The 20673-nt window shown below is 59.7% G+C and carries 22 protein-coding genes and 1 pseudogene; 9 read left to right on the forward strand and 14 right to left on the reverse strand.

What is annotated here, in order from left to right:
- The first annotated feature begins 105 nt into the window (after window positions 1-105).
- Both QP803_RS11350 and QP803_RS11355 read left to right on the forward strand, forming a co-directional pair.
- A complete protein-coding gene (locus tag QP803_RS11350) occupies window positions 106-756 on the forward strand; it encodes a BON domain-containing protein (RefSeq protein ID WP_284943591.1) in 651 nt (216 codons plus the stop codon).
- A 48-nt stretch (window positions 757-804) separates the two neighbouring features.
- A complete protein-coding gene (locus QP803_RS11355; protein ID WP_284943592.1) occupies window positions 805-1158 on the forward strand; it encodes a response regulator in 354 nt (117 codons plus the stop codon).
- Between the two features lie 58 nt (window positions 1159-1216).
- On the opposite strand, the pseudogene QP803_RS11360 reads toward QP803_RS11355, so the two are convergent.
- Window positions 1217-1798, reverse strand: a pseudogene (locus QP803_RS11360) (ISL3 family transposase); the annotation flags it as partial.
- A gap of 88 nt (window positions 1799-1886) precedes the next feature.
- Here QP803_RS11360 and QP803_RS11365 point away from each other — a divergent pair.
- Window positions 1887-3461 carry an ISL3 family transposase gene (locus QP803_RS11365; RefSeq protein ID WP_284943593.1) on the forward strand — a complete coding sequence of 525 codons (1575 nt, stop codon included), beginning with the start codon at window positions 1887-1889 and terminating at the stop codon, window positions 3459-3461.
- A 518-nt stretch (window positions 3462-3979) separates the two neighbouring features.
- On the opposite strand, the gene QP803_RS11370 is transcribed toward QP803_RS11365, so the two are convergent.
- Complete coding sequence (locus tag QP803_RS11370; protein WP_284943594.1) at window positions 3980-4891, reverse strand: DUF3471 domain-containing protein; 912 nt, start codon at window positions 4889-4891, stop codon at window positions 3980-3982.
- A 420-nt stretch (window positions 4892-5311) separates the two neighbouring features.
- Entirely contained in the window at window positions 5312-5824 is a 513-nt protein-coding gene (locus tag QP803_RS11375; RefSeq protein WP_284943595.1) for a GNAT family N-acetyltransferase, read from the reverse strand.
- 182 nt (window positions 5825-6006) lie between these two features.
- Here QP803_RS11375 and QP803_RS11380 point away from each other — a divergent pair, with 182 nt between their 5' ends.
- Window positions 6007-6237 carry a hypothetical protein gene (locus QP803_RS11380; protein ID WP_284943596.1) on the forward strand — a complete coding sequence of 77 codons (231 nt, stop codon included), beginning with the start codon at window positions 6007-6009 and terminating at the stop codon, window positions 6235-6237.
- 355 nt (window positions 6238-6592) lie between these two features.
- Here the strand turns inward: QP803_RS11380 and QP803_RS11385 are convergent, their stop codons facing one another.
- From QP803_RS11385 to QP803_RS11420, 9 genes are all read right to left on the reverse strand, one after another.
- On the reverse strand, window positions 6593-6991 hold the full coding sequence (locus tag QP803_RS11385) for a response regulator (protein ID WP_284943597.1): 399 nt from the start codon (window positions 6989-6991) through the stop codon (window positions 6593-6595).
- A 4-nt stretch (window positions 6992-6995) separates the two neighbouring features.
- Entirely contained in the window at window positions 6996-8018 is a 1023-nt protein-coding gene (locus QP803_RS11390) for a sensor histidine kinase (RefSeq protein WP_284943598.1), read from the reverse strand.
- Entirely contained in the window at window positions 8015-8455 is a 441-nt protein-coding gene (locus QP803_RS11395) for a response regulator (RefSeq protein ID WP_284943599.1), read from the reverse strand. The genes QP803_RS11390 and QP803_RS11395 overlap by 4 nt, the downstream gene beginning before the upstream one ends.
- Window positions 8452-9786, reverse strand: coding sequence for a sensor histidine kinase (locus tag QP803_RS11400; RefSeq protein ID WP_284943600.1), 1335 nt, complete (start codon window positions 9784-9786; stop codon window positions 8452-8454). Before QP803_RS11400 ends, QP803_RS11395 begins: the two co-directional genes overlap by 4 nt.
- Window positions 9776-10006 (reverse strand): type II toxin-antitoxin system ParD family antitoxin, encoded by a 231-nt coding sequence (locus QP803_RS24030; protein ID WP_350356096.1) that lies wholly within the window; start codon window positions 10004-10006, stop codon window positions 9776-9778. The genes QP803_RS11400 and QP803_RS24030 overlap by 11 nt, the downstream gene beginning before the upstream one ends.
- Before the next feature lie 492 nt (window positions 10007-10498).
- The gene (locus QP803_RS11405) at window positions 10499-11695 is read right to left on the reverse strand and encodes an IS91 family transposase (RefSeq protein WP_284943601.1); all 1197 of its coding nucleotides are present in this window, start codon (window positions 11693-11695) and stop codon (window positions 10499-10501) included.
- Window positions 11696-11700: 5 nt separating this feature from the next.
- Window positions 11701-12618: a tyrosine-type recombinase/integrase gene (locus QP803_RS11410; RefSeq protein WP_284943602.1), complete on the reverse strand. Its 918-nt coding sequence runs from the start codon at window positions 12616-12618 to the stop codon at window positions 11701-11703.
- Between the two features lie 384 nt (window positions 12619-13002).
- The gene (locus QP803_RS11415; RefSeq protein ID WP_284943603.1) at window positions 13003-13632 is read right to left on the reverse strand and encodes an MAE_28990/MAE_18760 family HEPN-like nuclease; all 630 of its coding nucleotides are present in this window, start codon (window positions 13630-13632) and stop codon (window positions 13003-13005) included.
- Window positions 13625-14725 carry a DUF262 domain-containing protein gene (locus QP803_RS11420; protein WP_284943604.1) on the reverse strand — a complete coding sequence of 367 codons (1101 nt, stop codon included), beginning with the start codon at window positions 14723-14725 and terminating at the stop codon, window positions 13625-13627. Before QP803_RS11420 ends, QP803_RS11415 begins: the two co-directional genes overlap by 8 nt.
- A 233-nt stretch (window positions 14726-14958) precedes the next feature.
- Between QP803_RS11420 and QP803_RS11425 the strand changes: the two genes are divergently transcribed.
- The gene (locus QP803_RS11425) at window positions 14959-15249 is read left to right on the forward strand and encodes a WGR domain-containing protein (protein WP_284943605.1); all 291 of its coding nucleotides are present in this window, start codon (window positions 14959-14961) and stop codon (window positions 15247-15249) included.
- Between the two features lie 119 nt (window positions 15250-15368).
- On the forward strand, window positions 15369-15947 hold the full coding sequence (locus tag QP803_RS11430; RefSeq protein WP_284943606.1) for a tyrosine-type recombinase/integrase: 579 nt from the start codon (window positions 15369-15371) through the stop codon (window positions 15945-15947).
- A 144-nt stretch (window positions 15948-16091) separates the two neighbouring features.
- Here the strand turns inward: QP803_RS11430 and QP803_RS11435 are convergent, their stop codons facing one another.
- Complete coding sequence (locus QP803_RS11435) at window positions 16092-16487, reverse strand: MerR family transcriptional regulator (protein ID WP_284943607.1); 396 nt, start codon at window positions 16485-16487, stop codon at window positions 16092-16094.
- Between the two features lie 71 nt (window positions 16488-16558).
- Here QP803_RS11435 and QP803_RS11440 point away from each other — a divergent pair, with 71 nt between their 5' ends.
- Window positions 16559-17215, forward strand: coding sequence for a cation efflux transmembrane domain-containing protein (locus QP803_RS11440; protein WP_284943608.1), 657 nt, complete (start codon window positions 16559-16561; stop codon window positions 17213-17215).
- A gap of 94 nt (window positions 17216-17309) precedes the next feature.
- On the opposite strand, the gene cueR is transcribed toward QP803_RS11440, so the two are convergent.
- The gene (gene cueR, locus QP803_RS11445; RefSeq protein WP_284943609.1) at window positions 17310-17753 is read right to left on the reverse strand and encodes a Cu(I)-responsive transcriptional regulator; all 444 of its coding nucleotides are present in this window, start codon (window positions 17751-17753) and stop codon (window positions 17310-17312) included.
- 71 nt (window positions 17754-17824) lie between these two features.
- Between cueR and QP803_RS11450 the strand changes: the two genes are divergently transcribed.
- Both QP803_RS11450 and copM read left to right on the forward strand, forming a co-directional pair.
- Window positions 17825-20209 carry a heavy metal translocating P-type ATPase gene (locus tag QP803_RS11450; protein ID WP_284943610.1) on the forward strand — a complete coding sequence of 795 codons (2385 nt, stop codon included), beginning with the start codon at window positions 17825-17827 and terminating at the stop codon, window positions 20207-20209.
- Window positions 20210-20306: 97 nt separating this feature from the next.
- Complete coding sequence (gene copM, locus QP803_RS11455) at window positions 20307-20651, forward strand: CopM family metallochaperone (protein WP_284943611.1); 345 nt, start codon at window positions 20307-20309, stop codon at window positions 20649-20651.
- Window positions 20652-20673 lie beyond the last annotated feature (22 nt).

The following is a 20673-nucleotide window of genomic DNA, read 5'->3' on the forward strand; positions in this document are numbered from 1 at the left end:
TCTTCGAAGCTAGGTAGTTTCCGAGGCTACCCGCCGCGCGCGCCGGCTCTCTATGATTTGGGCAATGGACAACACCGTCCAATCACCGAGATTCGGAGCAACTCCATGTCACAAGATAGTTTGCTGCAACTCGCAGTCCTGGCAGAACTGGCCTGGGAACCGAGCGTCACCGCAGGCCATATCGGCGTCACCGCAAACGCTGGTATCGTGACCCTTACAGGTCATGTCGAGACTTACGCCGAGAAGCACGCGGCGGAGACCGCCGCCCGGCGCGTAAAGGGCGTAAAGGCGGTCGCCGAAGAACTTGAGGTTCTACTCCCGTTCGAGCGCAAGCGCGGCGACGACGACATTGCGGCTGCTGTACTCGAGCGGCTTGCATGGGACGTCACCATTCCGCCAAACGCAATCACCGTCAAGGTGGAACAAGGCTGGATTGCCCTCACGGGTCAGGTGAACTGGTATTACCAGAAGGAGGCCGCGGAACAGGATGTGCGGCGACTTACTGGCGTTGTCGGCGTCTCCAACCTCATCCTGGTCAAGCCGGCCGTCGATGCGGCGGATATCAGTACCCACATCGCGCAGGCTTTGCATCGCTCATGGCTCGTGGACACCAATGAGATCAAGGTGACCGCAGAGGGTGGAGCGGTACGTCTATCGGGCGCGGCCTACTCGCCACAAGACCGCGACGTCGCCTTCGCGACCGCCTGGGCCGCACCCGGCGTCGTCAGTGTGGAGAACGACATTCTTGTCCTGTAGACACACCCGACTGCTTGTCCCGGAACCATCGAAACGGGGTTATCTGACATGACATCGCTTCGTATCGTGCTGGTGGAGGATGACGACCTGATCGGCATCCTGCTGGGCGCGATGCTTGAGGGGATGGGCCATGACGTTGTCGCGGTCGTCGCGACGGAGGACGATGCGGTCGCCGCTGCCGCGCATCACCAACCGGACCTCATGATTGTAGATGTCCAGCTTCGGGAAGGAAGTGGCCCGGCGGCCATCGCAAGGGTTCTGGAGACTGGGCAGGTCCCTCATCTCTTCATGAGTGGTGCAGCACTGCGAACCGAAGCAACTGGCGTCGTCGTTCTGCGAAAGCCTTTTCTTGAAAAGGGCCTTTTGCAAGCAATGCGACGAGCCCTCGAAGTTCCGGCCTAATCTTAAATTGTGTTCCGGCATGGAAAGGGCTCTGACGCAATTTCGCTGATGGACAGTGTCATGCAGCGCCGATCAGCCGTGCTTCAAGCAGATCGAGATTTGCGCGGCCATACATCTGCCGCTTCACGAGCTTGAGCTTGGTGATCTGACCTTCGGTTTGGCCGTTCGACCAGGGCTCGATGATAGCGGCCCGCATCGCGGCCATATCTTTGGCGACGCCGCGTGCGAGCGGAGCGATAAGGCTGGTACGGGCGTGCTTGATCCAGCCGTCCAAGTTGGCAGCCGCCTTGGTCCGGATCATGGCCTGGAACCGCTCCACCAAAGCCCTTGCATCAGCCAAGCCCGGTACTCTCGCCTCGACGGCGGCAACAATGACGGTGTCTGCCTTGGTCAGGTGATCGCGCCCTATGCCCATCAATCGGGCCAAGGTGCGGGCAGAGGCCGCCTTCCGGAGGCCCTGTACCCGCATCTGATCCGCGGGCCGACGCCGGGTTGTCCATTCGCTGACAACGCGCAGCGACCCTCGAAAGCCCTGATCGCCGAGCCTGCGCCAGAGTTCGGCGCCGTTGCGACAACCCGACGCCCACTCGACATCCAGCACGGGCAGGTAAGGGTCCAGGGAGCTTTGACGCATACGGAATGTGAATTCGCTTGCAATACTGGCTCTGACTCACTTTTGATGGAATTGGGGTGCTGTGTGGCTCGGATCATCGAGGGAGTTCGCTACCATGCCCCAATCTTTTCGCGCCACTGCTCTCGTTCCACGCGGTTTCGTCGTCGATGAGGTCACGAGCGATGGCGCGAGCGCGCTGATCACCGTGCGCTCCGTTCAAACCGCGAGCGTCTGTCCTGGGTGCGGAACCCAATCCGGCCGAGTTCATAGCCGATATCATCGGTGCTTGGCGGACCTGCCGATCGCTGGGCGTCCTGTTCGCCTCAGGGTGCGAGCGCGTCGGTTCTATTGTCGGACCGTTCTATGCGGGCGGCGTGTGTTCGCCGAGCGCTTCGACGATGACGTGCTAGTCCCGTGGGCACGCAGAACGGCGCGTCTCGATCATATTGTCCATCATCTTGGTCTGGCACTGGGCGGCCGACCGGCGGCCAGCTTTGCGCGTCGGCTCATGGTGCCGGTCAGCAGGGATACGTTGCTGCGGGTCATCCGCCGACGCGGCAGTCCGCCTTTTGTGCGGCCGACCGTCATCGGGATCGACGACTGGGCGTGGCGGCGCAATCACCGCTACGGAACGCTGATCTGTGATTTGGAGCGGCGGCGAACGATCGCGCTTCTGCCTGATCGTGAGCCCGCGACAGCAAGGGAATGGCTGTCGCAGCAGCCGCAGATCGCAGTGGTTGCGCGCGATCGTGGCGGGGCATACGCCCTCGCCACGGCCAAAGCGTTGCCCGATGCGACCCAGGTTGCCGACCGCTGGCACCTTATGGAAAATGCGAGCCGCGCCTTTCTCGATGCGGTCCGAAAGTCGATACGTCAGATCCGCTCTGTGATCGGCGCGGCCACGATCAACCCCAGCCTGCTCACCGCTGCCGAACGGATCCAATACGAAGGCTATCTCCGCCGAGAAGAAGACAACGCCGCCATTCTCTGCCTGGCCAAGGACGGGATCGCGATCAAGGAGATCATGCGCCGAACCGGATACAGCCGCGGCCTCGTCCGGCGGATCTTGCGTGGACAGCGCTCCGATATCTTCCGCATGCGGGAGAGCTCGCTCGAGCTGTATCTGCCTTGGCTTGACGAGCGCTGGGCCGCTGGTGATCGCAACGCAGCTGCACTTTGGCGGCTGCTGAAGCAGAAGGGTTTTCGCGGTTGCATGCGCGTCGTCAGCGAATGGGCCACGCGTCGGCGCCAAGGGGACAAAACAGATAACGCGCCGAGCCGAACACCTGCGGCACGAACCATTGCGCGGTTGCTGACCGTCAGTCGCGATCAGCTGTCGCGGTCCGAAGTGGTCACGGTGGCCGCCATCGAGGCCGGTGTGCCGCTCCTCGTGCAAGCACGCGAGATCGTTGCCGGTTTTCAAGCGATGGTGCGCAAGGGATGCCTGGACATGCTCGACCCATGGTTAGAGCGAGCGCAACCGAGCCTCGTCATGTCGTTCGCCAACGGCGTCCTTAGGGACAAAGCGGCTGTCACCGCTGCGATCACATCGGCCTGGTCAAACGGACAGACCGAGGGTCAGATCACAAAGCTGAAGCTCGTCAAACGCCAGATGTATGGCCGAGGGAAGCTCGATCTCCTTCAGGCGCGCGTTATTGGCCCCTATGAGCTCAACATCCACCAAATGTGAGTCAGAGCCCTTTTTCCATGCCGAAACACAGAGGGGCGCAAAGCCTGCTTTCCAAAGGCCAGCCGCGCAGGTTGCCACCTCTGGGTCGAAGCTTCCCAGGGCCAGTATGGCATCCGCCTCCACTGGAGGGTGGGTAAAGCGCATGTAGTCCCATGCGACCGCCAGGGCCGCTTGTAACTCGGCATCGATCCACACCATGCGCCCGCCCCTGAAGCCCAAGCGATGCTACGCCGCATCCTGGCTGCGGCAACAGCACAAGACGACTTTTCACCCATTAGGGGGCCTTGTCGCGTATCTTTGTCGCGCAATAAAATAATCAGCGACAAAGATACGCGACAAAAGAAATCGAGGAAACTGCTCACTCGGCTTACTGTCGCGAGTTTCACGACAAGTGCGACGCCCATGTTGTAGGTGGTTGGAAAGGGAACGAAGTACTGGTGCAACGCCAGCTTAGCGCTCTCTTAAATCAAACGTCCAAGCCTATCGTGATGGGTTTATAGAAACGGAGAACATCATGATTAGGGATACTCTCTGAAATTTATTGAGCGGACTTTCTCTTCCGATTCCAGAACGATTCTAAATTCGAGGCAGCAGGTACCAAACTGCGCATGGAAGACATCCGCCCCGTCCCCGCGAGCGGGTCCCCTAAAGGAAAGGGCCTTTAAATCACCGAGACCCGAAAAATATTGCCTGTTATCTTCCAACTGGTCGCGGAATTTCGCGGCCAAACCTTCACTCATTAGATCATAATTTGCGTGCCCGCCCCTCACTTCGTCGATCAGCCGCCGTATCGCGGCCTCACTACCTTCAATTGGTAGCTTTCGACTTCTGCTCCGTTCCCAAGATGCCTGGGCGCGCTTTGCCACTGACGCATCCGTCCGTGAAGCTCGGCGTTCTTGGCCATTCTGATGCAAAATCAACTCGGTTGCGACTCCTCCCGGTTCTGCGATGAACGTAATCTGAGCGTTAACAGTCTTATAGAAGAACTTTATTCTGCTTTCGGGATAGAGCGAAAAGAACCGTTGCCCGGTCAATTGATCAACCAGCCGTTCGCTGTCTCGCAGGACGGTAAAGATCAAATCAGGCGTTAGTTGGTAGAAACCGACATAGCAATCAAGCAAGGCCGGATCGATGGGCACTTCTTCTCTTGGCGCAGCTTGTTGAAGTAATAAACGGGCTCGGATTTCGGTAGGTGCTTCATCAAGAGGTTTGGCGGGCGGATGTTCCGAAATATAAGTTCGAAGCTGTCGCCAACCCGTGAAGCCATATGCGCGCGCGACAGCACGCTGAGCAGCAGCAAGCTTCGCGGCTGAATTGCTCGTCAGCATCTTTTTCAGGCAGGCTTTCGCTTCGGTCCTGAGATGTTCAAGACTTGCCCGTTCCGGGAGCTTCCGAACAGACGCGGAACCGACCTTTGGCAGGTCACTCATATGTCCTTCCTTCCATAAGGCCCGTTGTCCGCATTTTCGGGCTGGAAGTCAGGGGTTATGACCAGTGACGATGAGGATTGGGCTAAGCCCTTCTCGCGGACCGAAGGCCAACCTGTGGTGGCCCGGGCGAAATATATCGGATTAGGCGACCTCACTGCAAGAGCTGCTGCACCGAGGTCTATCGCCGTTCGAGAACAACAGTGCATTCGACTGGGAACCTAGGGCAGGCGAGGGGATCGCCGCGGGTAGGGGCGCGAAGCCGATGAACTGCCACACGCTGCAGGTGTGTTCCCTGGACCATTTTGTCGGGCCGCTAGTGTTTGACTTTGGTCGATTCCGAGTGTTGGAGGTTTTTAGGACTCATGTAACAGATCAACCATCGGTCGGCTACGCAATTCCAAAAACATAAGGACCAAGAGTTCACGTTGCCAACCTCAAGTCCTGCCAAACGCGGCGATAAAGAAAGCGGTCCATTTCCGGTACGAACCGCACGAGCTCAAAACCGGCCTTCTTCAGGACGCGTTGTGAGCCTGCATTGGCCGGATGTGCGAAGGCTCGGACCTCGGGTGGCCGCAGGGGATAGTCGGCGACGCCCATGCAGGCGGCTACCATCTCTGACGCGTAGCCATGGCCCCAGACCGATGGATGAAAGAAATAGGCCACCTCGGTTCCCCAGCCTGGATCGAAAGGGTCATCATAAAGCCCGCCCCAACCGATGATCCGGCCCTCTGATTTGGCCATGATGGTCCACGGCGCATAGCCATTATGGCGGCGGCGCCACTCGTGGACGGCCACTCGGCGGCGGCATTCTTGCAGGGACCCATCGGCGTGGGTGTGCTGCATGGCCATGACGTCACCCAGGAACTCAAACAGTGCCGGCACGTCCGCTAAATGCGGCCGCCGCAGAAGCAGTCTCGATGTCTCAACATTCATTGGCAGCCCTCCTACGGATAGTATCACTGACTCAGAGGCGTGACGTCCACCGCAAATGCCGTGACTGATTGTGGATCGGGGTTCAGCGGTGCGTCCCCTGGAGGCGTTAGGGCGGAGCTATATGTGATAATGTCCTCTCTCACATATAGCAGGACGACGCATCCCGGCTTGCCAGCCGCAGCATGCATTGCCATGCTGAGGCGATGTTCGTCATTACCGAGGCTGATGCTGCTGCGATCCGCGCCATCTTCGATGAGGAGGGAGAGCTGTCGGCGGCGATCGAATTGCGCCGGCGGTTTCCAGGGGTCATCGACAACATGAAGGCGCGCGCATGCGCCCGGACCATCGCTGGTTGGACGCCGCTTCCAGCGCGAAGCACGGTGACGCGGTTGTTTCCCCGCAGGGACGCCTAGCCCGCCTCCGCCGGGTCACCGGCGCCTCGGTTAGCACGTGATAATCCCCCTTATCAGGCGCCGCGTGCTCTGAGGATCGCTCACTCCGCTATCCACCAAATCCGATCGGCATTCCGACAGTTCGGCGGTTCCGAAAGCGGGCATTGACGGTGGCGTGGTCCCGGCCGCTTAGCGCCCATTCCGGTCATATAGCGAAGATGTGCCGGTGCTCTGAAGCGGACGTTCCTGGAGCCTTTTGGCTCATTCGCAATTCGTAGTCCAACCCTATGATCGCGGCGAAATGGCCACATAGACCGTCGTTCAGCCATATCTCAGCCGGTCAATTTTCGATCACTTCTGCAATGAACCACCACGATCAGCGGAGAGTTCCCCGCATAAGGACGGCAACGATCTCTGCGAGATCATCCGGCAGATAAGGCTTCGAAACGACGTTGGTAATTGCTGGGTTGATGGCACGAAGATCAACCCGCGTGTCCATACCCGAACAGATGACAACAGGAATTGCGGGCTCATGCTCCCGCATCCAACCTGCTAGCCCTATGCCGTCCATGGACCCTGGCATCCTTACATCAGTGACGACGACGCCAATGTCCTTCCGTTGTGCAAATGCTGTAATTGCGTCGTCAGCGTTGGTGGCCTCCACAACGCCAAGACCAGCGTCCTCGATCGCATCAACCAACATCATACGTATCATTGCCTCATCCTCGACCACAAGAACGACCCGCCTGACAATAGATGCACTTTCCAAGTCCATGGACTCAAATCAGCCGTAGCGTCACTGTCGTTCCGTCACCCGGCTTGGATAGCGTCTCGATTTCTACGCGCGCCTCCTGAGCAAGCGATCGAACAAGCCGAGTACCCAGCCCTTTCACCACTGAACCGGTGTCAAAACCCATTCCGTCGTCCTCTATTCGAATCTCCGGGAAATCGGATCCAATCCGAATGCGCAAGGTAAGCCGGCCTCGTTTAGTTTCCGGCCATGCGTGTTTCAGCGCATTTAGAATGATTTCATAGCAAAGCAACGCGAGCGGCATTGCCCTGCCAACGTCTAAACTCAACGGCCCGCCGAAGTCCCGATCCAAGGTGGTATGGTTGTACACGCGGGTGAGCGTCTCGGAGATATCGGAGAGCGCGGCGCCGAAATCGACATTATCGAGCGACCCGACCGCGTAAATTCGTGCTTGGACCGCACCGAGCGCATTGATACGCCCTTCAATCTCATCGAAATGCGCGCGCGTCGCCGCATCTACCTGCCGTCCGCGTACACGAAGTAAGCTCATCATCGTTTGAAGGTTGTTCTTCACCCTGTGGTGAAGCTCGCGGACGATGGTATCTCGCTGCGCAACCATCGCAACAAGCTGTGCCTCTCTTGCGGTAAGAGTGGAACGGGATCGAGCAACGTCGAATGCAAGTTTCAGGGAGGCCCGGAGTCTTGGAAGCTGCCGCGGTGACTTAACGACATAGTCGTCCAGGCCGGACTTCATAAGCTCAACCGCGATCGTCTCGTTGCCCGTGCCGGTAAACATAACCACGGGACAAGCCGGATAGCGCGCCTTCACAGCAGAGAGGACCGCGGCTCCGTTCGACCAACGAATGTCCAGGTCTGTTACGACTAGGTCCGGAACTGCCGCTTCAAGAGCCGCGTCAAATTCGGCCGTGTCGTTGGGCTCAATAATCTCAGATGTTGAAAACAGTACGTCCAGTTCACGACGCACGAGGGCGCGGTCATCCGGGTTGTCATCGACAACGAGAATGCGAGTTAGAGCATCCTGCTCTGTCATAGCCCAGGCACCCGATTAAGTTTAATCCAATAAACGTCAATAGCCTTCACCATCTCAAGCAAGCCGTCGCGGCGGACAGGCTTCACGAGATAGGAATTCGCGCCAAGCTCGTATGACCTGCCCACATCCTCCCTTTGATTGGAGGAAGTCAGAACCACGACAGGAATGTGTTTGGTTTCATCCTGGGCGCGAATGAAACGGAGCACCTCAAAGCCAGACCGCTTTGGGAGCTTCAGGTCTAAAAGAACAAGGCTCGGCAAGGGGTACTGCGCGCGATTTGTATAGGCGCCGTTGCCGCCGATAAAGGATATCGCTTCGTCACCATCCCTCACGCTCATGAGGGGGTTGGTAATGCCGGCCTTGCCGAAAGCATATTTAAGCAGTTCCAGATCATCGGGGGTGTCCTCGACAAGAAGGATGGTGTCTAGATCAGTCACTGCTTTCGCCCCGTCTTGGTGCGTTCCGCCCATTCGGCGCTATTTTCTGCCGTTTCAAGATCAATCCAAAAGCGGCTGCCTTTCCCCAGCGTCGAGTCAACGCCGCAGCTACCACCCATGCACTCCATACCCTTCTGCACAATTGCTAGCCCGATGCCGGTGCCCGGGTAAGCGTCCTGGCTATGCAGTCGCTCAAACACATTAAATATACCGAGTTGGTGCTCAGGAGCGATTCCGATCCCGTTGTCCTCGACCCATAGCTTTACCCGGTCTGCAGTCCGTTCTGCCCATACACGAACAAGGCTGGGCGAGTGTGGCTTCGTGAATTTCGCGGCGTTCCCAATTAGGTTTGACAGCACTTGGCCAAGGACAACCGGCTCGGCAAGCACTGGAGGCAGCGGCGCATCGACGTCTATTGTTACCGCTCGCCCCTGTTCGGCCCGGGCCTCGTCAGCCGCCTTCAATGCAAGGGCGGTCATATCGACAACCCGGAGTGCTGCCTCGTAACGCTGCAAACGACTGTAGGCGAGGAGGTCGTTGATCAGCTGTTCCATGCGCTCGGAGGCGGCCACGATGCGCGTGGCATAGCCGCCGCCCTTGCCGCCCAGTTGTGGGGCGTAATCGTCGAGAAGGATACGGGCGAAGCCTTCCATGGCCCGTAGCGGCGCCCGCAGGTCATGGCTGACCGTATAGGCGAAGGCGTCCAATTGGGCATTGGACCGGCCCAACTCGTGTGTCCGTTCCACGACCAGTTTCTCCAGTGCACTGCGCAGCTTGGCCTCTTCGGCCAGTTTGTTCTCCATTGCGCGCAGGCGATCCACCGCAGCCGCCAGCAAATTTGCATAGGTGCGCAAGAACGCGGTGTCGTTGTCGGTGAACAACCGGGGCTCACGGCTGTCGACCTGGAAGATGCCAAATGGCGGCCTGCCCGTGCCGCCGATGATGATCACGTTGGCGACGGCCCGAACCTCATGCTCGATGAGAAATGCAGGATATTTGAACCGCGTCTCCTTCGAAATGTCCGGTGAGATCATCGGCTCGCCGGTTCTCAGGGCATGGCCTTCGGAGGTGTCGTCCGCCGCGATGATGGTCGCCACACCGACGACGCCAGGCTTCCAGCCGACGCCCGCCCGCACGAGCAGGGTCGTGCCATCTTTTTGAAGTTCAACAACCTTGGCGAGGTCTGTACCCAAAGCCTCACCCGCCAGGCGGCAGGCTTCGGTAAGGATTTCGTCGAGATCGTCGGATCGCAGCGCGAGTTCGCCGAACCGCGCAAGGATTGTTTGCTGGCGAAGCTGCTCGTCGTGCTCCGACCGAGTGTTACCGGTCAATCGTCCCTCCAAGCGGTGGATCGGAAGGTCTGGCACCTCCGATCGTTTTCGGCCGGGTGAGCCTCCCGCTTTCCTTCTCGTCCTCTTGTTCGATTAACAGACGTAGGCCGGCCCGGACCACTTCGCTGGCTGTCGCGTAATGCCCCGCAGACACCTTTTGATCAACGTAACTGACGAGCGGTTCGGTCAAAGCGACGTGGAGGGTATGTTTGGCTGCCATCGTTCCATAGCAGCACAGTTTAGGAGTGGGTGTCACCTTTTGCGGTGCTTGCGCTTTCCTCTCGGCGGCAAGGAACGAAACTCTCGCGAGCAGGTGGAATACGCCCGTGCGTCTGAGCGCAGTACTAATGGCGTGATAGGGGGCAGCCGAATGTCCGCTGTCCTTGGTAGGCTTCTCCAAAGCGGAAGGACCGCTTTCGTGATGAGTTTCGGACGCCGCTTGGCGTACGAAAGTCTCCGAAGGACGAATCCCGCGGGCCGGTGTTGGGTATGGGGATTTAGGGTTTGGACGACGCCAGAGCGGTCGTGCTCGGGGGCGGGATCATGCGCTCAGATCGAGCGTCGACGCGAGTCTGATGATGCCGGACACCAGGGACTAGGCGTCTCTGGTGTCGATGGATGGCGTCCTGCACAGCCTTTGTAGAATTGGGCGCAAGCGGTGTCGCTGACCGCAGCAGGGCTACGATTTGCAGGCAGATCGTGCCGCGCCGGATCACGACGGCGTCCTTCCGGCTGATTGCGGCGGCCCGGGTGGCGCCCGGGGCTGGGTGAAGCGCATGAAGGTCTCGATGACGATCATGTGGCCACCGCAGCAGGGACACGGCGGGCGATAGTCGGGCGGCTCGACCGTCGCGTTCGGTTCAGCAGGTGGCGGTGGTGCGGCAAGAAGTTCTCGGGCGCGGTCAAGGTTGTCGCGACGGCCGCCGCTGGCGAGCAGACCGTAATGGCGGATGCGGTGGAACCCGCGCGGCAGGACGTGCAGCAGAAACCGCCGGATAAACTCGCCCGTAGCCAGCGTCATGGTGCCATACCGTTCGGCGCCGTCGCGTCGGTAGTCCTTGAAGCGGAACGTGACACCGGTCTCGTCCATCGCAATCAACCGACGGTTGGAAATCGCGACCCGGTGCGTGTAGCGCGACAGATAGGTCAGCACCGCCGCTGGACCCGCAAACGGCGGCTTGGCGTAGACCACCCAGGTCTTCTTGCGCACGAGCGCGACGCGCTGCCGGAACGCCGTCGCGTCGGCGAGTTTGGCCTGCTTGACGAAGAACTGTAGCTTTCCGGCGGTGTGAAGCTCGAGCAGCCGGGTCAGGAACAGGCGCCGGAACAGCGCGCCGAGCACCCGCACCGGCAATAGGAATGCCGGCCGGGACGAGACCCAGCGCTGGCCGTCGAGCGAGAGGCCGCCGCCGGGCACGATCATGTGGATGTGCGGGTGGTGGGTCAGCGCCGAGCCCCAGGTGTGGAGCACGGCGGTGATGCCGATGCGCGCTCCGAGATGGTGCGGATCGGCGGCGATAGTGAGCATGGTCTGCGAGGCCGCGCGGAACAGCAGGTCGTAGGTCACCGCCTTGTTCTGGGCAGCGATGTCGGCGATCTCGGCCGGCAGCGTGAACACGACGTGGAAGTAGCCGACCGGCAGGAGGTCGGCCTCGCGCGCCTCCAGCCACTCGCGTGCGGCCGCCCCTTGGCACTTCGGGCAGTGGCGGTTGCGGCAGCTGTTGTAGGCGATGCGGCGGTGTCCGCAGTCCTCGCAGCCCTCGATGTGGCCGCCGAGGGCTGCAGTGCGGCAGGTCTCGATCGCCGACATGACTTTGAGCTGGCCGAGGCTGACGTGCCCGGCATGGGCCGCCCGCCAGGCTGGCCCGTGTCGGCGGAAGATATCGGCGATCTCGAGCGCGGGTCGCACGGCGCTCAGCTGCCGGGGCTGGTTCTCTCCCAGATTGGAATGCCGATCTGCGGGGTGATCTTGTCGAGCGGACTGGTTACGGTGCGCACGACCTTGGTGGCCACGCGGGTGTAGAGCGCGGTGTTGTCGAGCTTGGCATGACCGAGCAGGACCTGGATGACGCGAATGTCCACGCCGTCCTCAAGCAGGTGCGTGGCAAAGCTGTGCCGCAGCGTGTGCGGACTGACGCGCTTGGTCAGACCTGCCGTCTCGGCCGCTGCCTCGACGACGCGGCTGAGCTGGCGGGTGGTGCTGGGCTTGGCCGGGTCCTGGCCGGGGAACAACCAGCCAGCGGGCAGCATGACCCCCTCGCGCTTGCCCTGCTGCCACCAGGCCCGGAGCAGCGCGAGCAGGTCGGGCGAGAGCAGAGCGTGACGGCCTCGGCCCCCCTTGCCGCGTTCGACGCGGATCAGCATGCGCTCGCTGTCGATGTCGCCGACCTTGAGCGAGGCAACCTCGGCTACCCGCAACCCGGCCCCGTAGGCGACGCAGAGCGCGGCCCGATGCTTGAGGCAGGTCGTGGCCGCAATCAGGCGCGCGGCCTCGTCGGGGCTCAACACGTTCGGCAGTTTACGCGGATATCGCAACCGAATGAGCTTGCGGGCGAGGTCCGGCCGATCGGCGGTATGGTTGAAGAAGAAGCGCAGAGCGGCCACGGCGCTGTTCATGGCCGGTGCATTCATGCCGTGCTCGGACTGGTGGATCTGAAAGCGCCGGATATCCTCGGCGCTGGCAGTGCTGGGTGAGCGCTCGAGGAAGACAGCGAAACCGGCGACGGTTCGGATGTAGTCGTGCCGGGTCTTGTCGGTGAATCCGCGGACCGTCATGTCCTGGAAGAAGCGTTCGCGCAGGGTGCCAGGCGTTGCCGGAGAGAGTTGGTTCACGATGAGCTCCTCGGGTTGAAGGAGCCCTCATCGTCGAAGCCGGCCGCAGCCCGTTCAATCTCAATCCACGATCGTCATGAAAGCCGAGCGACGTCACACGCAGAGCGCTACTCCCGCGATAGCGGGTTCGTCCATCGGCCAATTTCAGCCGAATACAGGACGCGTCGGCCTTTCAGGAAGTGCCCCGAACAGCAGACAGACCGCTATCCACCGAACTTGGCTGTGGTGCGTCGATCAGAATTTGGACGAAGTTTGCTTGGTGTGGGGGCATTGCCGAGGTTCCGAGGTTCTAGGTATATCCCGCATGATAACGTCCTTTATCATCCGCGAGGAGCGCATTCGTCCCAGAAGGGTTCCCTTTTGGGACAGCCGCCGCTTTCTCTTTCAGACCCGTTTCAGCATTGCCTCTTGAAATCCGTCAGCAAGCACGATCAACAAATCAGCAGCGAAATCGACGTGGCCGCGGATATCAAGGTTTGAAAGGTCTGGAGGGTCACCGTGTGCGACGCTATGGCGCCATTTAACCAGCTCTTGGTCTAACCTAATCCGAAAACGTTGCATTGGGGCGAGATCAAAGCTTAGGAGGTGAAAATTTTGGGAGAGGCGAGTGAAATTAAGATTTGATTTAGCTGCTATGACGCCGCTGTCAAAGTCCTCAAAATTGCACTCGATCAGAAGTTGAAGGTTACCGACGAATTGTATTCGAGCGGCATCAGAATGATACTTATCTCGCAACGCATCAAATTCCGACTTGAACGTGCCCAGCAGAAGCATCCAATCCGTTTCACGTACTCTCTTCCCTAACTCTTTTAAAAAACGGACATAGACAAAGGCACATTCGTTATAGAACCCCTCCCAACTCGCGTATGTTAGAACAATTGCTGCGCGCGAACTGATATTAGACGGGTCGGGCCCGGCATATGTTGTGAACCGGACTTTTATGTCTGACAGTTCTTTGACACGTCGTATCCTCGCGAGGTCAATTTCATCAAAGTAGCGTTCCAAATTAGGCATTTGGATTGAACCACTTTGCACCAAATGGCAGTGTACGCTGCAACCTGACAGTGCCACGGAGGCCGGGAGTGCTCATCCACGAAACCTCCGGCTGCTTCCAGAACTCACCAATCTTTTCCCTTATAAATGTTTCAGGAGACGGGAGCGCGAGGATGCTGTCTTTGTTGCGAGCTAAACCCACCACGATTCCTTCAAGCGCACGCAGGGAGAAACGAGCTGCAATACCCGCGGCTCTTTCTTCGGGAGGGATCAGCGCGTCGGCTCCCAGTAGACGCCAAAGGATATCTATTGTCCAACCGAGCCTTTCCATCACCTCTTCCTCGGAATGCCCATCTATGACCCTCAGAATGGCTTGGTCCAAGAACTCTTGTACGTCGGTTCCTTTTGAAAAATCTTCGTAAGTATGGACAACCAGACGAACAGCATATTCCAATCCATCTTGCTTAAGTTTTTGATCTGATGTGATTCTAAAGAGTTTTTGGAACTCCTCCTGATCTGAGAATAGGCGGAGCCTTTTCGTGAACGCCGGGTTTGCGAGTACCATCGAACAAGTTCTGACCTCCTGTTCATTCGCATAGGCGCCTCCTCGATTTAGGCGTTGAAACAGATCGAATTTCGTTTTTGGGTCACTTGGATGCTTCAGAATCTGGAAATCCACTCGGTGTCGGCGAAAGAACAGTTGTAATGATTTGTCTAGCCCCGTTTCTTCATCGGTCTCTTTATTCCAGACAACCCCAGCTAGAGACGGCAGATATTTTGTATCAAGCAGCTTCGAGCGACGAAAGTTGTCTGAATCTGGGTCCCTCAATACTCCCATGAACTCTAGAATCGTCGAGATTCTTTGCAGACCGTCGATCAGCTCCCAGGTTCCATCTGGGTTTTCAAAGACGAAGACTGGGGGAATCGGAATTCCGATCAATATAGACTCGACAAAATTCGATTTACGCTCTCCACTCCATCTGAATAAGCGTTGGAACTCGGGAAGGATGTTCAGCTCGGAAGAGGTGTACATAGTTGCGATCTCGCCAATCGTGGCTTGAACGGTGTCGGTGATGACTGATCTTTTGGCTTTCTCGATCTCATCTTTGAGCATTGCCGCGTCCTTACAGGATAAAGAAAGATTCTAGCAGCCATGATGGGCCCGAAACATCCACCGCATTACGATAAGAGGTTCTAGCTAAACGACAAAGAGCGCATAAACAGACTGAGTTTCGGCCGCGTGTTACACTATAGATAATACTGTAACACATTCAGGCGATAAAGCGGGTCCAACGAGCCTTTTCGCTCGGCGCAGGTTTACCGAACTGTTACACTTATCGTGGAAACATGCCCAAACGCGCAAAAACACACTCTGTAGAACCTATCCAGCTTCCACTGTTTCCAGTGGAAGCATCGCTTGTCCGCGTCCGGCCGGAGCGCAACGAGTGGCGCTATTACCGAATGGAGATTTGGCCTGATCTGTTCGGGCGCGCCCTCCTCATGCGCCAGTGGGGGCGCATCGGCACGGAGGGACACCGCCGCCTTGATCCCTATCCTGACGGCGGCGCGGCCGGCAACGCCCTGGCTGCGATCCTGCACGCCAAACGGCGTCGCGGCTATCAGGACCGGTTGCGATGAGCCCTCCGCCTGCACCGCCGCGTGTCACTAGAAAGACTGCGCCCGTCAAACCCGCGTCCACCAAACCGGCCGGCCGGGCGAACGGCCCTCTAAAGTCCCCGCTGGCCCGGCCCACCGGAATGCAGCTGCATACGATCGACGGTGCCAGGAAATATCTGACCGCAGGCGAGCGGGAGGCCTTCCTGAAGGCGGCCGAGAAAAGCGACCGCGATATCCGCACCCTCTGCATGACCCTCGCTTATGCCGGGTGCCGGCTGTCCGAAGGACTGGCCTTGACCGTTGATCGCATCGATCTCGCCGCTGGCGTCCTGGTGTTCGAGAGCCTTAAGAAGCGGCGACCCGGCATTTATCGCGCTGTGCCCGTGCCGCCGGCTCTCCTTGAGGCCCTCGATATGGTGCACGGCATTCGTGAGCTTCAGGGCAAGCGCGACAAGGGGCGCGGCATCCGCCTCTGGTCCTGGAGCCGGATGACCGCCTGGCGTCAGGTGCACGCTGTCATGGAGAGTGCCGGCCTTTCGGGACCGCACGCTTCGCCGAAAGGGTTGCGGCATGGCTTTGGGGTAGCGGCTGTCTCTAAAGGCATTCCTCTTAACCTGGTGCAGAAATGGCTGGGCCATGCCCAGCTTTCCACCACGGCGATCTATGCCGACGCCGTGGGCGCAGAGGAAAAGGACATCGCCAGCCGGATGTGGACTTGAGACCGATATGCCTACGGAGGGCGATTTCACACCCCGCGACCTCTAAACGAGGCCTGAATCTTCAGGGTTGATTTCGCACATATCTTTTGCAAAGCCCAACCTATTGAAACGGTTCGGCCCAGCGACATTTGCAAAAGTCTTGATTTATGCGCTGGCCGGAGCCAGAGCCTCAATGATGCGGCAATCAGCTACGGTGCCATGACGGCATTGCCCGATGAGGGAATCCAGTTCTCGCCGCAGCGCCAAAAGGTCGGCCAGCTTGCGCTTCACGTCTGCAAGGTGCTCGCGGGCTATCGCGTCCACCGCTTCGCACGATTGCCCTTTGTCGTCGGCAAGGGTGAGCAGTGTTCTAACCTGCTCGATGGAAAAGCCGAGGTTGCGCGCGCGGCGCGTGAAGGTAAGGCGGCTGACATGCTCGGCTGAATAGTCGCGGTAGTTGCCTGCCGTGCGGGGTGGGGAGGGAAAGAGGCCGATGCGCTCATAATATCGGATCGTTTCCGCCTTGGTGTCAGCCGCCCACGCAAGCTCTCCGATGTTCATAACCTGCCCTTGACCCTGTAGTGACTACAAGGTTTATAGCATAGGCCAACGCGAACCGCCGAGGCGCTTGAATGCCCTGTTGTCACGATTCCGCCTGCTCAGCCACCGCCAACCCCGATGCACTCAACAGCCCAAAATGGCGGCGGGCGCTCTGGCTGGCGCTATTCATCAACGCTAGTTTCTTCGTTGCTGAAATTGTGGCCGGGGCGGCTGCTGGCTCTGCCTCATTACAGGCTGACGCGCTCGACTTCTTCGGAGACGCTACCAATTACGCCATCAGCCTTGGCGTCACCGGCATGGCCCTGCAATGGCGCTCTCGCGCCGCCATTGCCAAAGGCGGGACTATGATCGTCTTTGCGCTATGGGTGCTCGGCAACACGGCGTGGCACGCCCTACATGGCACGTTGCCGCGTGCCGAAGTTATGGGCGTGGTCGGCATCGCCGCCTTGATCGCAAATGGCGGCGTCGCGGTCATGCTCTATCGCTTCCGCACTGGCGACGCGAATATGCGGTCGGTGTGGATTTGTTCGCGCAATGATGCACTCGGCAATCTCGCCGTTGTCCTTGCCGCAATGGGTGTGTTCGGCACTGGCACGGGCTGGCCCGATGTGATCGTTGCGGCCATCATGGGCGGGCTGGGCTTGTGGGGAGGCTGGCAGATTGTCAGTCAGGCACGCGGTGAGCTAAGAAGCAAACACTTGCCGCAAGCCGTCATGGCGGGCGAATAGCACCAAATCCTCCCCGGCGAGCGATACGTAATTCTTGAGTTTTGCACTTACGCAATCCAGCTCATGCCTTGCTAGATACTTAGTCAGCCATGGATCACTCAAACGATTCCTTTTTGAGTGATAAGGGATTGTGCGAGCGTACCTGAAATGAACTGCCGCCAAGGCTATTCATGATGGGGCATTCCGGCCTGTCGTTGCCTTCACAGGCCTCGGCGAGGTTGTGCAGCACGTCTGCCATTTCGCGCATGTGCTCGATTTTCGTTTCCAGCTCGGCAATATGAGCCAGGGCGATAGCCTTCACCTCGGAACTACTCCGGTTCCGGTCGCTCCACAGCTTCAGAAGGTCGCGAATACGGACTATCGAAAACCCAAGATCGCGGGCGTGCCGGATGAATTTCAGCCGGTGAACATCTGTCATTGAGTAGCTGCGGTAATTGCTGTCCTGCCGGGCTGCGGAAGGAATGAGGTCGATCACCTCGTAGTGCCGGATCATCTTTGCCGTGACCCCGGACGCCTTAGCGGCTTGGCCGATTTGCATAAACCCTACCTTTCGATTGTGCTTGACCTTACCATCATGGGAAGGTCCACAACAATGGGAGAGGTAGACCCATGGACGATCACGCTCACGACTCTCACACCGGGCGGCATAGCTGTTGCGGCGGCAGCCACAGCACATCTACGCCAGCGGATTCTCAGGCGCAGCGGGTCAAGGACCCGGTTTGCGGAATGATGGTCGATCCGCTCAAGACGGACCACAAGGCGGAGCATGACGGGAAGACTTATTTCTTCTGCTCGGCCGGCTGTCGCACCAAGTTCATGGCCGACCCCGCGAAATACCTGAACCTGGAACCACGCCAGGCGGAAAAAGTGCCGGCCGGCGCGATGTACACATGCCCGATGCACCCGCAAATCCGGCAGGTTGGGCCGGGAAGCTGTCCCATCTGCGGGATGACCCTGGAGCCGGTCACGGTTACCGCCGATGCGCCACCCAACCACGAGCTGGCGAACATGTCGCGCCGGTTCTGGATCGGCCTTGCCCTGACGCTGCCTGTTTTCGTGCTGGAAATGGGGGGCCACATACCCGCCCTTGGCCTGAACGCGCTTGTTCCGCCCCACATCTCGACGTGGGTGCAGTTTGCTCTCTCCACGCCCGTCGTTCTATGGGCGGGCTGGCCCTTTTTCGTGCGCGGCGGGGCCTCTGTCATCAACCGCAGCCTCAACATGTTCAGCCTGATCGCGCTCGGAACCGGGGCGTCTTACCTCTACAGCCTGGTCGCGGCGTTCGCGCCTGGCGTTTTCCCTGCCGGCTTCCATGACATGGGTGGCATGGTCCCGGTCTATTTCGAGCCGGCCGCCGTCATCGTCGTGCTGGTGCTGCTCGGCCAGGTGCTGGAGCTGCGCGCCCGCGACCAGACCGGCGGCGCGATCCGCGCCCTCCTGAACCTCGCGCCGAAAACCGCGCTGCGGGTGAAGGCCGGCAGCGACGATCAGGAAATCCCGCTCGATCAGGTGCATGTCGGCGACATGCTGAGGGTGCGTCCGGGAAGCGGCGTGCCGGTCGATGGTGTCGTGACCGACGGCAAGAGCGCCGTCGATGAATCCATGGTGACGGGCGAGTCCATGCCGGCCGCGAAGGAGGCCGGCGCAAAACTGATCGGCGGCACGGTCAACGGCACCGGCTCCCTGGTTATGCGGGCCGACAAGATCGGCTCAGATACGATGCTGGCCCGTATCGTCCAGATGGTTGCCGAGGCGCAGCGCAGCCGCGCCCCCATTCAGCGCATGGCCGATATTGTCGCCAGTTATTTTGTCCCTGCCGTGCTGGTCATCGCCGTGCTGTCCTTCATCGCCTGGGCTGTGTGGGGTCCGGCGCCCGCACTGGCCTATGCTCTGATCGCCGCCGTCTCGGTTCTCATCATTGCCTGCCCCTGCGCACTTGGACTGGCCACGCCCATGAGCATCGGGGTTGGCGTCGGCAAAGGGGCCGGAGCTGGTGTCCTGATCAAATCCGCCGAGGCGCTTGAGCGCATGGAAAAGGTGGACACACTGGTTGTGGACAAGACCGGGACCCTGACCGAGGGCAAGCCGAAGGTCACGGCCGTGGTGCCGGCAAGCGGGTTCGCGGAGAACGATATTCTGACCATGGCCGCCAGTCTGGAGCGGTCAAGCGAGCATCCACTGGCGGCTGCCATCGTGGCGGCTTCGCGCGAGCGCGGCCTGACGATCGCAGACCCCACGAACTTCGCTTCTGTCACGGGTAAAGGCGTTACCGGCAAAGTCGGGGGCCGCATCGTGGCGCTCGGCAACAGAGCCTTAATGGATAGTCTCGGCATTCCGTTTGCCGACCTGAACGGTCAGGCCGACGGTTTGCGCAGTAACGGCGCTACAGCCCTGTTCATGGCGATTGACGGTAAGCCCGGCGCTGTCATCGCCATTGCCGACCCCATCAAGGCCAGCACGCCAGCCGCGCTCAAAAAGCTGCACGCTGACGGCATTCGCATCGTCATGCTGACGGGAGACAATGCGAGGACGGCGGAAGCGGTCGGCCGGACGCTCGGCATCAAGGAGGTTCAGGGCGACGTGCTACCCGAAGACAAGCACCGCATCGTCCGGCAACTGAAAACCGAGGGCCGCACCGTCGCCATGGCCGGCGACGGCGTGAACGACGCGCCCGCCCTCGCGGAAGCGGATGTCGGCATCGCCATGGGCACTGGCACGGAAGTGGCGATCCAGAGCGCCGGAATCACCCTGGTGAAGGGCGATCTCATGGGCATCGCCCGCGCCCGCGTCCTCAGCCGTATGACGATGCGCAACATCCGCCAGAACCTGATCTTCGCCTTTGCCTACAACGTGATCGGCATCCCGGTCGCGGCCGGGGTTCTCTACCCCGCCTTCGGCATCCTGCTCAGCCCGATCATCGCCGCCCTCGCCATGTCGCTCAGCTCGGTCTCGGTGATCGGGAATGCGCTGCGCCTGCGCAGCGCGCAGCTGTAGCGCTCGGCGAGCGAGAACGTAGCCCCGAAATTCAGGCCCGGATGGTCCGTGCCCGTAACGAAAGCGGCAAAGCCGCGTCTACAAAGGAGAACGCACGATGAAACTTTTGACAACCCTGGCCGTTCTGGCCCTTGCGGCATCCCCGTCCGTGGCGATGGCACAGGCGATGAATATGGGAGCCAACGCCAGCCCGGCCGACAAGGCCTTCATGTCGTCCATGCAGACGATGATGAAGAACATGGACGTGAAGCCCACAGGCAACACGGACAAGGACTTTGTCTCGATGATGATGCCCCACCATCAGGGCGCTATCGACATGGCGAAGGTGGAGCTTGAATACGGCAAGGACCCGATGCTGCGCAAAATGGCCGCCGACATCGTCACGGCGCAGGAAAAGGAAATCGGTGAAATGAAAAGCTGGCAGGCCAAAAACACCGAGTGAAGGATGCCAAAGACGGACAAGA

It is taken from the genome of Acidisoma sp. PAMC 29798, assembly GCF_030252425.1.
Lineage (GTDB): Bacteria > Pseudomonadota > Alphaproteobacteria > Acetobacterales > Acetobacteraceae > Acidisoma > Acidisoma cladoniae.

What these genes read in the sequence shown, in the direction of transcription:
- QP803_RS11350 (WP_284943591.1), top strand. Translation starts at nt 106, where the DNA reads ATGTCACAAGATAGTTTGCTGCAACTCGCAGTCCTGGCAGAACTGGCC.
- QP803_RS11355 (WP_284943592.1), top strand. Translation starts at nt 805, where the DNA reads ATGACATCGCTTCGTATCGTGCTGGTGGAGGATGACGACCTGATCGGC.
- QP803_RS11365 (WP_284943593.1), top strand. Translation starts at nt 1,887, where the DNA reads ATGCCCCAATCTTTTCGCGCCACTGCTCTCGTTCCACGCGGTTTCGTC.
- QP803_RS11370 (WP_284943594.1), bottom strand. Translation starts at nt 4,891, where the DNA reads ATGAGTGACCTGCCAAAGGTCGGTTCCGCGTCTGTTCGGAAGCTCCCG.
- QP803_RS11375 (WP_284943595.1), bottom strand. Translation starts at nt 5,824, where the DNA reads ATGAATGTTGAGACATCGAGACTGCTTCTGCGGCGGCCGCATTTAGCG.
- QP803_RS11380 (WP_284943596.1), top strand. Translation starts at nt 6,007, where the DNA reads ATGCATTGCCATGCTGAGGCGATGTTCGTCATTACCGAGGCTGATGCT.
- QP803_RS11385 (WP_284943597.1), bottom strand. Translation starts at nt 6,991, where the DNA reads ATGGACTTGGAAAGTGCATCTATTGTCAGGCGGGTCGTTCTTGTGGTC.
- QP803_RS11390 (WP_284943598.1), bottom strand. Translation starts at nt 8,018, where the DNA reads ATGACAGAGCAGGATGCTCTAACTCGCATTCTCGTTGTCGATGACAAC.
- QP803_RS24030 (WP_350356096.1), bottom strand. Translation starts at nt 10,006, where the DNA reads ATGGCAGCCAAACATACCCTCCACGTCGCTTTGACCGAACCGCTCGTC.
- QP803_RS11415 (WP_284943603.1), bottom strand. Translation starts at nt 13,632, where the DNA reads ATGCCTAATTTGGAACGCTACTTTGATGAAATTGACCTCGCGAGGATA.
- QP803_RS11420 (WP_284943604.1), bottom strand. Translation starts at nt 14,725, where the DNA reads ATGCTCAAAGATGAGATCGAGAAAGCCAAAAGATCAGTCATCACCGAC.
- QP803_RS11425 (WP_284943605.1), top strand. Translation starts at nt 14,959, where the DNA reads ATGCCCAAACGCGCAAAAACACACTCTGTAGAACCTATCCAGCTTCCA.
- QP803_RS11430 (WP_284943606.1), top strand. Translation starts at nt 15,369, where the DNA reads ATGCAGCTGCATACGATCGACGGTGCCAGGAAATATCTGACCGCAGGC.
- QP803_RS11435 (WP_284943607.1), bottom strand. Translation starts at nt 16,487, where the DNA reads ATGAACATCGGAGAGCTTGCGTGGGCGGCTGACACCAAGGCGGAAACG.
- QP803_RS11440 (WP_284943608.1), top strand. Translation starts at nt 16,559, where the DNA reads ATGCCCTGTTGTCACGATTCCGCCTGCTCAGCCACCGCCAACCCCGAT.
- cueR (WP_284943609.1), bottom strand. Translation starts at nt 17,753, where the DNA reads ATGCAAATCGGCCAAGCCGCTAAGGCGTCCGGGGTCACGGCAAAGATG.
- QP803_RS11450 (WP_284943610.1), top strand. Translation starts at nt 17,825, where the DNA reads ATGGACGATCACGCTCACGACTCTCACACCGGGCGGCATAGCTGTTGC.
- copM (WP_284943611.1), top strand. Translation starts at nt 20,307, where the DNA reads ATGAAACTTTTGACAACCCTGGCCGTTCTGGCCCTTGCGGCATCCCCG.